Here is a 14,979-nt window from a genome sequence, read left to right as displayed (position 1 = left end):
TCCTGCGGGAGCCCTCTTGCGTTACTGGATGTCGAGCTCGGCCAGACGATACCAGCCACTCTCTTCCAGACCTGCAATACCGAGCTGCAAAGCGGGTTGCTTGTCCTGACCGATGAAGGCCAGCTCGAGATAGTAGTGACCGCGTGCCATCCGGCCCGGCAGGGTCAGGCTGTCGCGAGTGGTAGCCTTGCTGCCCGGGATCCAGCGGGTCATGTCGTTGCGGGTCACCAGCATGGCGCCGACCTGCCCTTCCTCGTTGACCAGCCGGTAGGTGAGAGGCCAGTTGCGATAGGCCGGCGCGACTCCGTCGTTGTGCCAGTCACCGTTGAGGGCAAGGGTAGCCCCCGGCTTCATGGTTCCCTTGAGGGTCAGCTGGTCCAGCACGATGCGATAGCCCAGCTTGCGCAGGGCATTGTCGACGATGGGTCGATATTGGGGCGGAACCGGATCCGATTTGAGATTGATGGTGGAGGCGTGTTGGGCCAGCGCCCAGTCAAAGGTGGCCTTGACCTCCTCCATGGTGTACTGCTGTTGGCCTGGCCACTCGCTCAGCTTGCCGCACACCTCGAAACTGACCGGCGCCCGCTGCCAGCTGGAATCGAAGTTCGCCACATCGGTGCGGGCGCTCGCCAGTCGTTCCGGGTAGGCGTTGCGCATGTGGCTCCAATTTTGGGAGAAGTGGTGCCAGTCGCCGAGGCAGTCTGCCCGCCAGCCAGCTCCCTTGCCCACGGCATATTCGAACATGGGCAGGTTGTTGATGAGCATCAGCTTGGGGGGGCGCGGAAAAGCGGCCATCTGCAGGTCAACATAGGGTTTGAGCTGCTCGCTGCTGTAGCGCTGTTCCAGCGTCGGGCCGGGGAAGTTGCTCATGTGCCACTCCCCCCATGAACCTATCATGCCGATGTCGACATGACTCAGCGCCGGATTGCCATCGTAATGGTCTCCCAGCGCCTGGAACAGCCGGGTGGCCCGAGCGAGGAACTGCGGGTCGCTGTAGTCGGGCACAAAGGTCTGGTGGTTGTTCACCCACTCTCCCCGAATCCCCTTGTTGATGAGCCACCCCGGGATCTTGCTGCCCGAGAAGGGCTCATCAAGGGTCATGACCCTGAGGGCAATCGACTGTTTCGGGGTGGCGTGCTGTGCCTGATCGATGGCCCTGTCGATCAGAGCAAAGTTGTATTCGCCCTCCCGTGGCTCCAGCTCGCTCCAGTAGAAGCGGAAGTAGTCGACCGTGCTGACCGGATGTTCAGCCAGAGAGAGGGGATGGCCCCAGCTGTTGTGAAACTCTTCGATACCGACGCCGGGATTGTGCAAGAGGTCGTCGACCGGTTCGGGATGAATGGTGAGGGTACCGGCCAGAGCTCCCTGAGCCCATAGCAAGCCGGAATAGAGCAGGATCCTGCCCGGATGCATTTTCATGTGATCGTCCGCCAGTGGAACATGATTGCATGCTAGGAAATTGGCGGACAAAGGCCCAGCCGGTTCCGCTGTTTTCGAGAAGAACCGACTGAAGCCTTTGTTGTTTCGGTCAGAGATTGACGGAGGTTGTGCCCTCAGTCGTCATTGTCATGTCCGGCTGGGCGGGTCTCGACACTCTGTTGCCCCATCACCTGATACCAGTCGAGCTTGCGGGTCAGCAGCATGATCAGCGCCAGGGTGGCGAACAGCAGCAGGGCGCCGAGCAGCAAGGCGATCTCTTCGGCCTGCAGCAGGCTGTAGAGGATGGCATAGACCAGCCCGAGCAGCGCCGCGAAGCCGATCCCCTGCTTCGGGCCGCCCAGCACATGGCTTAGGTAGAAGCCGTTGAGCAGCACACTGGCCAGCGCGGCCACCAGATAGGCCCAGCCAAAACCGAGGTGTTCGGTCAGTGCCAGCAGCACCAGATAGAAGATGGCCAGCCCCATGCCTACCAGCGCGTACTGGATCGGGTGAACCCTCAGCCCCTTGAGCAGCTCGAACATGAAGAAGCTGATAAAGGTGAGACCGATGAAGAGCAGAGCATACTTGGCCGCCCGTTCGTTGAGCTGATAGTGATCCACCGGCTGCACCAGACTGACGCTGAAGGTGGAGAGATTGCTATCGCCCCCGTTCATCATCCGGTTGAAGCGGGTCTCCATGTCGCTGGCGAACCAGCTGGTTTGCCAGTTGGCCTCAAACCCTTGTGGGCTCAGGGTGCGACTGCCCGGCAGAAAGTCGCCGATAAAGTTGGGGTGGGGCCAGTTGCCCGCCAGCTGCAGGGTGCTCTCCTTGCCCAGCGGGACTATGTCGAGGGCGTTCATCCCCTGTAGATTGAGCTCCAGATGGAAGGTGCCATCCTGCTGCGGCAGGCTGTCGATCGGGGCATGGATACCCGCGAGCGCATCACCGAGGCGGGCGCCGGGGGCAAACGGGATCCGCTGTGTGCCGAGCTGCAGCTCGGGGACGCTGTTGATACCGCGGGCATCGGAGAGCACCAGGCTCAGGTAGGGTTTGCCCGCCACCAGCTCGGCCGTTTCACCGAGCGGTGAGGTCGCGTCATTCAGCAGACTCTGCCGGGTTGGCAGGCGGCCCGAGAGGGAGAGCCGGGTCTGATAGACCTGCGCCTGATAGATGCCCAGCTTGCGCGGGGTCACCTCCATGTTGGCCCTGATGTCCAGTTGCTCCGGCAGCAGGTAGCGGTAGATCTGCTCCTGACGGACGAAGCGCTTGCCCTCCTGCTCGACCGTCACCGAACGGGTATAGGGCTGCACGATAATGGGCCCCATCAGTCGTTGCGGGCCGCTGCTGCTGGCCATGATGCTGTGAATGGCCTGATTACGGTAAGCCTGACGCTCCCGGTTCAGCTCCATGATGGATTGCACCGGCACCATCAGCAGCAGGCTGAGCAACAGCAGCAGAAATATCTTGTGGGTGAATATCTGTTTGACCATGACACGTCTCCTTGTTGGATGGAGTGAGTCTGTCAGTCCGGCGTGAAGTGGTGATGGGCTTGTGTGAAGTGGCGGTGAAGGGGGATAAAAAAACCGGCATTGCGCCGGTTTCTGGAGGAATTACAGGGTCTTCAGCTTCCCGGGCAATGCGGCCAGCACCTCTTCTTTTGCCTTGAGGGAGGCGAACTGCTTGCCGGGCTTGTGCACCACGGTATGGACGAAGATCAGCTGTTTGCCCAGTTTGCTGGCCCAGCCGACGAACCAGCCGATCTGCTGATCGCGGTTTAGGCTGCCATCCAGCTTCTTCGGGTAGCCCATGCCGGTCTTGCCGTGGATCTGCCAGCCGTCGATCTCGCTCACCTTGAGGATATTGGCGGTGTACTGCAGGGTCTGCGCCGAGACCGGCAGCTTGCCGCTGAGCATCTTGCCGAGGAAGCGGGCCTGCTCCTCCGGACTGATGGCGAGGCTGGAGCTGAGCCAGGCCTGGGTCAGGCCGTCATGTTTGCCCGGATTGCCGGAGAGATCCCGGTTGCCGTAGTCGAAGCGGTCGACATATTGCTGGAAGCGCTCCATCCCCAGCCATTCGGTGATCTGCTGGGAGAACCAGACGACCGAGTAGGTTTCCCAGCGGCGCGGGGTGGTGGTTTCACGCCAGGCGGGCAGCCAGCCGTCATAGCTCGGTTTGTAAGGCAGTGCTGGATGCTCTTCATCCACCAGATAGCCGCTGTCGTAACCCATCAGCGCCAGCGGGATCTTGAAAGTGGACGCGGGCGGCAGCTGGCTGGAGCAGTCCCCTTCGCTGGAGAGGGTCTGGCCGTTGCCGTCAGCATAGAGAAAGCAGCCGCTGGCGGCGGAGGCAGGCTGGGCTGCGAGCAGACCGGCAGCCAGCAGGCTGGAGAGAAGCAGGCGGGGCATAGCATTTCCTTGAGCAAATGGATGAGAGAAAGCGGCAGTCTAATGCCGCTTTGTGTGGGGAATGTGAAGTTGCGGGGGGGACTAGGCGAACGGCAGCCAGAGTTCCGCCAGCGCGCCCCCTTCCGGCCGGTTGCTCAGGGTCAGACGGCCGCCATGCTGGTGGGCCACCTCATGGGCGAAACTGAGCCCGAGACCGCTGCTCTTGCCCTTGTCCGGGCGCGGCAGGGAGTAGAAGCGCTCGAAGATGCGCGGCAGGGCGTAGTCTGGAATGCCGGGGCCGCAGTCGGTGACCCGAAAACAGTAGCCCTCCTCCTGCTGGCTGCCGCTCAGGGTGACTTGCCCGTTGGCGGGAGAGAAGTCGATGGCGTTATCCAGCAGGTTGCCGATGGCCTGCTCCACCAACAGCGGATCCCACTTCTGTTTCGGCGCGCTGGCCAGCTCGGCTACCAGCACCACCTGACGGCGCTGGGCGATGATCTGGCGGGCGTCGAGGGTGCGCTTGCCCAGTTTTGCCGGTTCCACCGACTGGCGATCCAGCCCCTGCCCCGACTCCAGCCGCGCCAGTTGCAGCATTCGCTCGATCAGCTGCTGCATGCGGGCGGTTTCCAGATTGATGTTGCCGATAAAGCGTTTGGCAACTTCGGGGGGCGGCGTTTCGGCCAAAATCTCCCCTGCCCCGCGAATGGCGGCCAGCGGGCTCTTCAGCTCGTGGGTCAGGCTGTGCACATAGGCTTCGATGTAGCTTTTGCCATCGAGCTGGTGGCGCATGGTCTCCAGTGAGCGGCCGAGCCGATCCAGCTCGACGGTGTGCAGCCGTGGCAGCGGTGCCGCCTCCCCCTTGCTGACCGAGTCGGCGTAGTGCACCAGCTTGCCGATGGCACGGTTGAGCCACCACACGAGCAGGCTGCCGATCAGCAGCGATATGAGCAGCATCTGGCCGCCGGCCCGCAGCAGCTCCTGTTCCCCCCGCTCAATGGCTGGCATCAGGGTGCGGTTGGGTTTGGCGACGGTGAGGGAGCCGATGATCTCGGCCCCTTCCCGCAGCGGCGCCGCCACATACATGGTCGAGCTGGCGGCATCGTCGGGATCGGTGCGGGTGCTGCGGGCGCCATACTGGCCGCGCAGGGTGCGGTAGACATCGTTCCAGCGGGAATAGTCCTTGCCCAGATCCGTGCCGTCGGAGTCGTAAATCACCATGCCCTTCTGGTCAGTGACATAGATGCGGTACTCCGCCTGCTGCTTGAGGTGGCCATCGATCATCGCATTGATGGGATTCTGGTTGAGGCGGGCGAAGGCACTGGCCAACCGCCCGTTCATCATATTGCCCTCTTTCAGATCATCGAGGGCGAGCGGCGCCAGCAGCTGGGTCATGTCTACCAGAGTATCTTCGGTGGCGCTGCGCACCCCGGGTTTTATCTCCTCGACGAAGATCTCCAGCACGAACCAGGCGGCCAGCGCGAAGATCAGCAGCAGGCCGCACAGCAGTTGCAACCCGAGTCTCATGCCAGCTCCAGGCTGTAGCCCAGCCCGCGGTGGGTGAGGATCAGGTTGGCTTCTGCATCATGTTCGCGCAGCTTGGCGCGGATGGTCTTGATGTGGGTATCGACGGTGCGATCCAGACTCTCCTCCGCATCCTGCCACACCAGATCCATCAGCTGTTGGCGGGAGTAGACCCGGCCCGGCGCCTGCATCAAGGTCTTGAGCAGCAGATATTCGTAGCGGGTGAGGGCCAGCGGTTGGCCGCGAAAATGGATGCGGGCCCGTTCCTCATCCAGCACCAGCAGGGCGCTGGGCTGGGGGGCGACGGGCTGGCTGCGGCGCAGGATGACCCGCACCCGGGCACACACTTCCCGTGGCGAGAAGGGTTTGGCCACATAGTCGTCGGCACCGATCTCCAGCCCGATCAGCCGGTCTATCTCCTCGCTGCGGGCGGTGAGGAACATCAGGGGAATATCGGTCAGCGCTCTCACCTGCTTGCAGAGTTCGAAGCCGCTGATGTCGGGCAGCCCCACATCGAGGATCAGGAAGTCGGGTCGCGTCTGTTCCAGTCGTGTCAGCAACTGCTGGCCCAGCATGAACCACTCCACCTCGAACCCGTCGGTCTGCAGGGCGTAAATCAGGGTGTCGGCGATGCTGGCCTCATCCTCCACCAGCCAGATGACTCTCTTTTGCATGGCATCCTCGTCGCAAATTGGCACCCCATTCTGGCATCGAACCAAATCGGATCCTATTTGCTGTTTTATTTTTCCGAAAAAGGGGCTAATATTTCGATGTTCTTTCGAATCGAAACTTAAAAATGACCAAACGTAATACTCAACAACGCCGACACACCATAGTGACCCTGGTACAAGAGCAGGGTGAAGTCAGCGTCGACGCCCTCGCCAAACACTTTTCTACCTCCGAAGTGACCATCCGTAAAGATCTGGCGGTACTGGAGACCGGCGGTCTGTTGCTGCGCCGTTACGGTGGTGCTGTCCCTTTGCCGAGCGAGATGGTGGTCGAGGTCAACCCTGAACAAGTTTCGAACCGAAAGTTAGCCATTGCCCGTGCGGCGGCCGAGCGGCTGCGTGATCACAACCGCGTCATCATCGACAGCGGCAGCACCACCAGCGCCATGATCCCCATGCTGGGCAACAAGCGCGGCCTCATCGTGATGACCAACTCCCTCAATGTGGCCGGTGCCCTGCGCGAGCTGGAAAATGAGCCTACCCTGTTAATGACCGGTGGCACTTGGGACCCTCACTCCGAATCCTTCCAGGGGCAGGTGGCGGAACAGGTGCTGCGCTCCTACGACTTTGACCAGCTCTTTATCGGTGCCGACGGCATCGACCCGGAGCGTGGCACCACCACCTTCAACGAGCTGGTGGGCCTGTCGCGGGTTATGGCAGAGGTATCGCGGGAGGTCATTGTGATGGTCGAATCGGAAAAGATCGGCCGCAAGATCCCCAATCTCGAACTTCCCTGGTCGAGCATCCATACCCTGGTGACCGACGAGGGGCTGGCCAGCGAGGCCAGAGAACAGATTCAAGCCCAGGGGGTGACGCTTATCTGCGCCCCGGTCACTTGCTGACATCGAGCTCTGAACCATCCAACTGACTTTACGATTTGCATCTCAAGGAGAAGTGTATGTGTGGCATCGTCGGGGCTGTCGCCCAACGTGATGTGGCTGAAATTCTGGTAGAGGGCCTGCGCCGTCTGGAGTACCGCGGTTATGACTCCGCTGGTGTGGCCGTGTTCAGCGCCAACCAGCCGTTGCAGCGGGTTCGCCGTCTGGGCAAGGTGGCCGAGCTGGCCAAGGCGCTCGACGAGCAGTTCGTTCACGGTGGTACCGGCATCGCCCATACCCGCTGGGCCACTCACGGCGAGCCCTCCGAGCGCAACGCCCATCCCCACGTTTCCGAGCATATCGTGGTGGTGCACAACGGCATCATCGAGAACCACGAAGAGCTGCGGGAAAAGTTGAAGGCGCTGGGTTATGTGTTCAGCTCCGACACTGACACCGAAGTGATTGCCCATCTGGTCCATCACGAGCTGAAGAGCGCCGGTAGCCTGCTGGCCGCCATGCAGACTGCGGTGAAGCAGCTGCGCGGTGCCTACGGTACCGTGGTGATGGACAGCCGCGACGACAGCCGCGTGGTGGTGGCCCGCTCCGGTTCACCGCTGGTGATCGGCCGCGGTATCGGCGAGAACTTTATCGCCTCCGACCAGATGGCGCTGCTGCCGGTGACCCGTCGTTTCATCTTCCTGGAAGAGGGTGATGTGGCCGAAGTGACCCGCCGTGACGTGCACATCTTCGATACCAACGGCAACGCCGTGGTGCGTGAAGAGCAGGAGTCCGAACTCTCCCACGATGCCGGTGACAAGGGTGAATACCGTCACTACATGCTCAAAGAGATCCACGAGCAACCCAAAGCGATCACCAACACCCTGGAAGGGCGTCTGGGCAGCGATCACGTGGTGGTCGAATCGTTCGGCAACGGTGCGCGCGCCATCTTTGACAAGGTGGAGCACGTGCAGATCGTCGCCTGCGGCACCTCCTACCACTCCGGCATGGTGGCTCGCTACTGGTTCGAAGAGATCGCTGGCGTCTCCTGCGATGTGGAGATTGCCTCCGAGTTCCGCTATCGCAAATCGGTAGTGCGTCCCAACAGCCTGCTGGTGACCCTCTCCCAGAGTGGCGAGACCGCCGATACCCTGGCGGCGCTGCGTCTGGCCAAGGAATCCGGCTACATGAGCTCGCTGGCTATCTGCAACGTGCCGGGCTCCTCGCTGGTGCGTGAATCGGATCTGGCCTTTATGACCCGCGCGGGGGCAGAGATTGGTGTGGCCTCCACCAAGGCGTTCACCACCCAGTTGGCTGGCCTGCTGATGCTGGTGGCCTCGGTCGGTCACTGCCGTGGCCACCTTAGCGCGTCCGCCGAGGCTGAACTGGTCAAGGCGCTGCAAGCCCTGCCGCTGCGTATTAAAGAGAGTCTGGCGCTGGCCAAGGATATCGAAACCCTGGCCGAAGAGTTTGCCGACAAGCAGCACAGCCTGTTCCTCGGCCGCGGCAGCCAGTACCCCATCGCCATGGAGGGGGCGCTCAAGCTCAAAGAGATCTCCTACATCCACGCCGAAGCCTACGCCGCTGGCGAGCTGAAGCACGGCCCGCTGGCGCTGATCGATGCCGAGATGCCCATCATTGTGGTGGCGCCGAACAACGATCTGCTGGAGAAGCTCAAGTCCAACGTGGAAGAGGTGCGCGCCCGTGGCGGTATCCTCTACGTGTTCGCCGATGCCGACACCGGCTTCAAGAGCGACGAGACCATGCGGGTCATGAACCTCAACCATGTGGAAGAGGTGATCGCCCCCATCGTCTATACCGTGCCGCTGCAGCTGCTCTCCTACCACGTCGCCCTGATCAAGGGCACTGACGTCGACCAGCCGCGCAACCTGGCAAAATCGGTGACTGTTGAGTAAGTCACTTTCTGAAATGAAAAAGAGCCGCTATTGCGGCTCTTTTTGTTTCGGCTGAGGGGTTACGACAGCCGCAGGTTGGTGATGGTGACCTCATCGAGGGAGGGCACTATGATGCCGCTGGTGATCCCCTTGGCGATGGCCTGGCTGCGGTTCTTCGAGTCGGTCTTGTTGGTCACCTGGGTCAGGTGAAAGTTGACCGTCCGCTCGCTGATGCCGAGGATAGTGGCGATCTCCCAGGAGGTTTTGCCCTCGCTGGCCCAGAACAGGCACTCCTTCTCCCGATCCGACAGTTCGGTCAGGTACTTCATCAGGTCAGGCCGGCTTTTGATCAGTTGCAGCGCGGAGTTGAAGATGTAGCTGGCGCAAAACGACAGCAGGGGAACGTTTTCAAACATCAGATCGGTGTTGGATTTGTCCTTGGTGATGAATGAGAGGATGCCGTGCTCTCCCTGCGGGGTGTGCAGCGGGAAGGAGACGCCGTTGCGCACCCCGAAATCGGCAGCCAGATTCATCACATCGCGGCTGGCGCTGGGCAGCCAGGGCGAGTCGCAGTCGAGCTTGTTCCAGAAGATAGGCTGGGTCTGTTTCAGCCCCAGATAGACCACCGGATCCTGGGTCAGATACTGGTTTTCGCTGTAGGCGTCAAACCAGCTGGTCGGACAGTTGTTGAACAGTGCCACGTGGGATTTCTGCATGCTGATGGGGAAAATAATCAACAGCCGGAAGTAATCAAAGCCCATTTGATGACTGAAGCGTTCCAGTTGTTGCTGGATATCGCTGGTTTTTGTTGCCTTGGTGAACTTGTCGATATGTTCCCAGATCGCATCGTTGAGCATGACTTTCTCCTTTTTCGATCTCTATCACACTGATCGAAAAGATTTTTTCTCGTTATTTATATTTGTGCGGTGGCTATTGGCGCCACTTATTCCGTGCGTGTCTAAAAATTATCCTGTTTTTGTGCATAAAGGCCAAGAAAATCCTCTCGTTGCCAGTCCGCCCTGCATTTGAGATAATGATAATAGTTATCATTAGTAAGATGTATTTCAATGAACAAATTATGGGGTGTGGCCCTGCTGCCACTGTCAGTCCACTTTGCTGCCATCGGGGATGAGCTGGTTGCTCCCGCCCTCAAGAACAGCATAGCTGCCGGGAAAGCCTCCCAGCAGCGGGTGGAAAAAGCCGCCGATGCCGCTGTTGCCGCACGACTGGAGCTGCAAAATGCCCAGCTGCAACTGCGTGACCTCGAAGCCTACAACCGCTACATGCAATCTCTGGTGGCCGATCAGCAAAATGAGCTGGGTAAATTGAGCCAGCAGCTGGAAGCGGTGCAAGAGACCCGTCAGGGCTTGATCCCGCTGATGTTGCAGATGCAGGCAGATCTGGAACAGCTGGTGCAAAACGACATCCCGCTGCGCAAGGAAGATCGGCTGGCGCGGGTTGAACAGTTGAAAGCGACCCTGGCTCGCGCAGACGTTAGCGAGGCAGAGAAATTCCGTCAGTTGCTGCAGGCCTATCAGATTGAAGCCGAGTACGGCAGCCGGATGGACAGCTATTCCGCCGAGCTGGAGCTGGATGGTGCTCCGCGTCGGGTCGATGTGCTGGCGCTGGGTCGGGTCTCCCTGCTGGCGATGACTGCCGATCGCAGTCAGGCATGGCGCTGGTCTGCCGAGGCGAAGCAGTGGCAAGCCCTCGATAGCCAGTGGCTCTCCCCCATCGCCGAGGCGATGGATGTGGCCGCCGACAAGAAAGTTCCCCAGTTGCTCAATGTCCCCCTCTCTGTCAGCCGTAGTCAGGAGGCCCAATCATGAGAGTCACCATGAAGTGGTTCCCCCTCCTTATTGCCCTATCCTGTGCTGCCAACGCCGCTGTCGCCGATGAGTGGCAGCAGCAGGAACAGGCTCGCGAACAGCAGGCTCAACAAGATCTGGCATCTGTTTCCAAAGAGCTGAACAGTGCCCGCGCCAAATTGGCCGAGGCCCAGCGCCTGAGCAAGGAGCTGGCCGGCAAGTTCGCCAGCAACGAGAAGCAGCTGGTCGAGCTTAACGCCCGGTGGGAGCAAGCCTCCGGCGATATGAACGAGATCTTCGCGGTCACCCGTCAGGGGGCCAGCGATGCAGTCAAGCTGCTGAGCGAATCCGCCGTCGAGGGTCAGTACCCTGAGCGTCTCGCCCCACTGAAAGCCATGGCACAGGATAAACAGGTGCCGGATCGCGCCGCCCTCGCCCTGCTGCCCGCTACGCTGCTGCAGGAGATCCGCGAATCTGGCCGGATTGCCCAGTTCAACGGCAAAGTGCTCGATGCCCAGGGGGCTGCAAGCGAGCAGTCGCTGACCCGGGTTGGCAGTTTTGCCCTGCTGGGGAGCGAAGGCTTCCTGCAACCGACAGCCGAAGGCTTGAGCCCGGTACTGGGTCTGCCCGGTAGCGTGCTCTCTGCCGTTGCGGCTTATCAGGGTCAGGAAGGGGAAGCGCTGCCGCTGGATCCTTCTCATGGCACTCTGCTGGCGATGCTGGCACAGGCGCCCACCTTCTGGCAGCAGGTACAGCAAGGTGGTCAGGTCGGCGCCATTATCGTGCTGCTGGCTGCTATCGGTCTGGGAATTGCGGCGGTACGGCTGTGGAGCCTCTCCCGCGAACTGGGTCGGGTGCGCCGCCAGCTCAAGAGCGGCGAGTATCACGCCGACAACGCCCTTGGCCGGGTGCTGACGGTGGCAGACAAACACCCCGAGCTGAGCATGGAGACCCTCGAGCTGCGTCTTGATGAGGCGATCCTGCAGGAGACTCCTCGTATGGAGCGCGGCATTGGCATGGTCAAGGTAATCGCGGCCATCGCCCCCATGCTGGGTCTGCTCGGTACCGTGACCGGGATGATCGGCACCTTCCAGGCCATCACCCAGTTTGGTACCGGCGATCCCAAGATCATGGCGGGCGGTATCTCCATGGCGCTGGTCACCACGGTACAGGGTCTGGTGGCGGCCATTCCGCTGATCCTGGCCCACAGCCTGCTGCAATCGCGCTTCACCGAGCTCTCCAATGTGCTGGAGCAGCAAGTAGCCGGCATTCTGGCTGAGCGCGCCGAGAGCAATAACAACGGGATGGAGCGAGCAGCATGATGCTCGACCTCTGGCAACAGCTGCAGAGCTTCATGGGCCGTGGCGGCCCGGTGCTCTGGGTCATTCTGGCCCTGCTGGTGCTGATGTGGATTTTGATGATCGAGCGGCTGCTCTACCTCAATCTGGGTTTCGGTCCCTTGCAGCAACAGCTGCTCGGCCGCTGGCAGGCCCGCAGTGAGCGCCACAGCTGGCACGCCAGGGCGATCCGCAGCCGCTGGCTGGCACTGGCGGAGCTGGAATTGAACCGTCATCTGATCTTCATCCGCACCCTGGTGGTGCTCTGCCCCATGCTGGGGTTGCTGGGCACAGTGACCGGCATGATCGGCGTATTCGATGCGTTGGCTGCGGCCAACCGCTTTAACCCGGAGAGCATGGCGGGCGGGATCTCCCGCGCCACTATCCCCACCATGGCAGGCATGGTGGTGGCGCTCTCCGGCGTGTTGTTACTCAGTCGGCTCGAGAGTCAGGCCAAGCGTGCGCTGGCCAAGACCCGGGACGGCCTGCGAGAAGAGAAGGTAATGCAATGAGACGGCAATCCAAACGCCAGCGTGACGAAGTGCAGATCGACATGACCCCCATGCTGGATATCGTGTTCATCATGCTGATCTTCTTTATTGTCACCACCTCCTTCGTGCGCGAAGCCGGGCTCGAGGTGCACAGACCCCAGGCCAGTCAGGCCAAGGCGCAGAAATCTTCCAGCATCATGCTGGCGATCGGGGCTCAGGGTCAGATCTTCCTCGACCGCAAGCAGATCGATGTGGAGCGGGTGCAGGCCACCATCGCCCGTCTGCTGGCGGAGCAACCCGATGCCAGTCTGGTGATCCAGGCCGACGAGCGAGTGCCCCATGGCAAGGTGGTGCGGGTGATGGATGAGGCCAAGGCGGCGGGTATCGCCAATATCGCCGTGGCGGTGGCGCCGAAATGAAATACAAGCTGATGAGCCTGGGGCTGGGGATCGCCCTCAGTCTGGGCATCCTGCTGTTCATGGCCACGCTGGTTGAACCGCCCCGGGGCGAGAAGGTGGCGAGCGAACAGAAGCCCATCGTCATCAATATGCAGAACGAGGTGACCGAGGTGCAGGTACGCGAGCGTCCGGTACCGCAGGAACCCGAGCCTCTGCCAGAGCCTCCCGCGGCATTGGCCTCGACACCGCTGCCGATGCCTGCCGCGGCCCCCTTGGCGGCCGTTGAGCCGAGTCTGGATCTGGTTTCCAGCCTCAGCGCGGTGCAGGTCTATGCCCCCGGAGTGGCGACCAGTACCGCACCGGTATTGAGTGGCAACTACCACGGCCAGCAGCAGGGAGCGGGTATCGGCGCAGGTGACATGCTGATGCCGCTGCAACGGATCGAGCCGGTCTACCCCTATCGTGCCCAGCAGTCAGGGATCGAAGGATTCGTCACCCTGCGTTTTAGCGTGAATGCTGAAGGTGGCGTGCAGGATGTGGAAGTGGTCGAGGCCAAGCCCAAGCGTCAGTTCGAGCGGGCGGCCATTCAGGCGATCAACAAGTGGCGCTATCAGCCGAGACCGGGCGCCACCGACAAGCTGGTGCAAGTCATCACGCTCAAATTCAAACTGGAGTCATAACTATGTTGCGGATCTGGATCTGTCTGCTGGCCCTGGTCGGCCAAGCCTGTCTGGCGATGGAGGTCAGCCCTCACTTCTCCCGTCAGCTTGAACCCGTGATGAAGCTCTATCAGTCTGGTCAGTGGCAACAAGCCCAGAGCAAGGCATCCGGCCTCAAGCCAAATAGCGATGCCGAGCGTGCCTGGCTGGCGCAGTTGCAAGCCTCGCTGGCGGCCAATCTGCAACAGACCGCCCAGGCGAGCCGCTACGTCGAACAGGCCCTTGCCTATAAAGAGTGGCCCGAGCAGCAACAGCTCCAGCTGCTGCGACTGCGCGGCGATATTCAGGCCCAGCAATCCAACTGGTCTGGCGCCATCGCCAGCTACAAGGCGGCACTGGCACTCAAACAAGACGATGCACTGCGCCTGCGTCTGGCCGGCCTCTATTACCACAACAAGCAGTACGGTGACGCCGCCAGCCAGAGCGAACAGTTGTTGAAGAAGGGTTGGCAGAAGCAGGCCGCCATTATTCGTCTCTCCGCCCTCACCGCTCAGCAACGTTATGGCGTGGCTGCCGATCAGGCGGCCGAGTTGATCAGCCACGAACCCAAAGAGAGTAAATGGTGGCAGCAGGCGGTGTCGCTCAACCTCTCCGCCAAACGTGGCGATCAGGCGTTGGCTCTGCTGCAAACAGCTATCGACAGAAAACTGATGGATGATGCGTCTGCCCGCAATCAGCTGATCCGCCTCTATGCCTGGCAAGGGCTGCCTTATCGTGGTGCCCGTCTGCTGGAAGCGGCCATGGCCAAGGGACAGATGAAGCAAAGTGCTGAAAATCGCCAACTGCTTGCCCAATTGTGGGAAGGTGCCCGGGAGTGGTCACAAGCAGTTGATAGCTGGCAGCAGCTGGCCAGCCTACATGGTCAGCCCAAAGCTGCCATGCGCGCCGCCGAACTGATGCTGCAACAGGGCAAGACTGATGCTGCCATGATCCAGCTCGCCGCCATCAAGTCGGTAAAAGGCGAGCAAGGCAATCGTGCCAAAGCGCTGCTGGTGCAGGCACACCTTAATAAGGAGCAGTATGCCCAGGCGCTGGAACTGGCCCGTGAGCTGCAGCAACAGGATAACTGGCAGCAGAAGGCAACCAGCTGGGTCAACTATATCCGGGCACAAAGCGAAGGGTTGAGCAAAAAAGCGGCATGAAAGAGGTGCCAAGGGGCTGTTTTGGGGCGTTCAGTTCGCTTTTTCAGCAAACGAACGCATTTTTGCAAAAAGCTCTTGTCATCCCGGCGCGGCTCCCTATAATGCGCCCCTACCAGCACGGCGGAACACGCCAACCTGATGAGCCAGCTTCCTAGCGAAGTGGGCGCCGAAAGAAAAGCGAAAACAATCGCTTGACTTTCGAGGTGAGAAGCGTAATATGCGCCTCCTCAACGCGACAAGCGTGACGCTCTTTAACAATTTGAATCAAGCAATCTGTGTGGGCACTCACAGCATCGAACATCAAAACAATTTTTGATTTTCA

The 14,979-nt window shown here is 60.8% G+C and carries 14 protein-coding genes; 8 read left to right on the top strand and 6 right to left on the bottom strand.

What is annotated here, in order from left to right; genetic code table 11:
- Positions 1-21 precede the first annotated feature (21 nt).
- From G5332_RS13290 to blrA, 5 genes are all read right to left on the bottom strand, one after another.
- Positions 22-1,419, bottom strand: a complete 1,398-nt coding sequence (locus tag G5332_RS13290; RefSeq protein WP_421172852.1) for a DUF4832 domain-containing protein — start codon at positions 1,417-1,419, stop codon at positions 22-24.
- Between the two features lie 134 nt (positions 1,420-1,553).
- On the bottom strand, positions 1,554-2,909 hold the full coding sequence (gene creD, locus G5332_RS13285; protein ID WP_421249747.1) for a cell envelope integrity protein CreD: 1,356 nt from the start codon (positions 2,907-2,909) through the stop codon (positions 1,554-1,556).
- Positions 2,910-3,029: 120 nt separating this feature from the next.
- Complete coding sequence (blaOXA, locus tag G5332_RS13280) at positions 3,030-3,824, bottom strand: OXA-12 family class D beta-lactamase (RefSeq protein ID WP_421249748.1); 795 nt, start codon at positions 3,822-3,824, stop codon at positions 3,030-3,032.
- A gap of 81 nt (positions 3,825-3,905) precedes the next feature.
- A complete protein-coding gene (gene blrB / locus G5332_RS13275; protein ID WP_204480542.1) occupies positions 3,906-5,327 on the bottom strand; it encodes a two-component system sensor histidine kinase CreC in 1,422 nt (473 codons plus the stop codon).
- Positions 5,324-5,998, bottom strand: coding sequence for a two-component system response regulator CreB (gene blrA, locus G5332_RS13270; protein WP_204419943.1), 675 nt, complete (start codon positions 5,996-5,998; stop codon positions 5,324-5,326). Before blrA ends, blrB begins: the two co-directional genes overlap by 4 nt.
- Positions 5,999-6,120: 122 nt before the next feature.
- On the opposite strand from blrA, the gene G5332_RS13265 reads away from it, so the two are divergent.
- Entirely contained in the window at positions 6,121-6,894 is a 774-nt protein-coding gene (locus G5332_RS13265) for a DeoR/GlpR family DNA-binding transcription regulator (protein WP_005355851.1), read from the top strand.
- 56 nt (positions 6,895-6,950) lie between these two features.
- Complete coding sequence (gene glmS, locus G5332_RS13260; protein WP_421172855.1) at positions 6,951-8,783, top strand: glutamine--fructose-6-phosphate transaminase (isomerizing); 1,833 nt, start codon at positions 6,951-6,953, stop codon at positions 8,781-8,783.
- Positions 8,784-8,842: 59 nt separating this feature from the next.
- Here the strand turns inward: glmS and G5332_RS13255 are convergent, their stop codons facing one another.
- Positions 8,843-9,619, bottom strand: a complete 777-nt coding sequence (locus tag G5332_RS13255; RefSeq protein ID WP_227341671.1) for a helix-turn-helix transcriptional regulator — start codon at positions 9,617-9,619, stop codon at positions 8,843-8,845.
- 210 nt (positions 9,620-9,829) lie between these two features.
- Here G5332_RS13255 and G5332_RS13250 point away from each other — a divergent pair, with 210 nt between their 5' ends.
- From G5332_RS13250 to G5332_RS13225, 6 genes are read left to right on the top strand one after another with little or no spacing between them, the layout of a single operon-like run.
- Entirely contained in the window at positions 9,830-10,591 is a 762-nt protein-coding gene (locus G5332_RS13250) for a DUF3450 domain-containing protein (RefSeq protein ID WP_005357258.1), read from the top strand.
- Entirely contained in the window at positions 10,588-11,892 is a 1,305-nt protein-coding gene (locus G5332_RS13245) for a MotA/TolQ/ExbB proton channel family protein (RefSeq protein WP_421172856.1), read from the top strand. Before G5332_RS13250 ends, G5332_RS13245 begins: the two co-directional genes overlap by 4 nt.
- Positions 11,889-12,419 carry a MotA/TolQ/ExbB proton channel family protein gene (locus G5332_RS13240; protein WP_323894045.1) on the top strand — a complete coding sequence of 177 codons (531 nt, stop codon included), beginning with the start codon at positions 11,889-11,891 and terminating at the stop codon, positions 12,417-12,419. Before G5332_RS13245 ends, G5332_RS13240 begins: the two co-directional genes overlap by 4 nt.
- On the top strand, positions 12,416-12,817 hold the full coding sequence (locus tag G5332_RS13235; RefSeq protein WP_005339369.1) for an ExbD/TolR family protein: 402 nt from the start codon (positions 12,416-12,418) through the stop codon (positions 12,815-12,817). Before G5332_RS13240 ends, G5332_RS13235 begins: the two co-directional genes overlap by 4 nt.
- Positions 12,814-13,476, top strand: a complete 663-nt coding sequence (locus tag G5332_RS13230) for an energy transducer TonB (RefSeq protein WP_005339371.1) — start codon at positions 12,814-12,816, stop codon at positions 13,474-13,476. Before G5332_RS13235 ends, G5332_RS13230 begins: the two co-directional genes overlap by 4 nt.
- 2 nt (positions 13,477-13,478) lie before the next feature.
- Complete coding sequence (locus G5332_RS13225; protein WP_421311282.1) at positions 13,479-14,657, top strand: hypothetical protein; 1,179 nt, start codon at positions 13,479-13,481, stop codon at positions 14,655-14,657.
- Positions 14,658-14,979: the final 322 nt, after the last annotated feature.

It is taken from the genome of Aeromonas sp. 603757, assembly GCF_049171255.1.
Classification (GTDB): domain Bacteria; phylum Pseudomonadota; class Gammaproteobacteria; order Enterobacterales; family Aeromonadaceae; genus Aeromonas; species Aeromonas veronii_A.
This window is presented reverse-complemented; position numbering and strand designations above follow the sequence as displayed.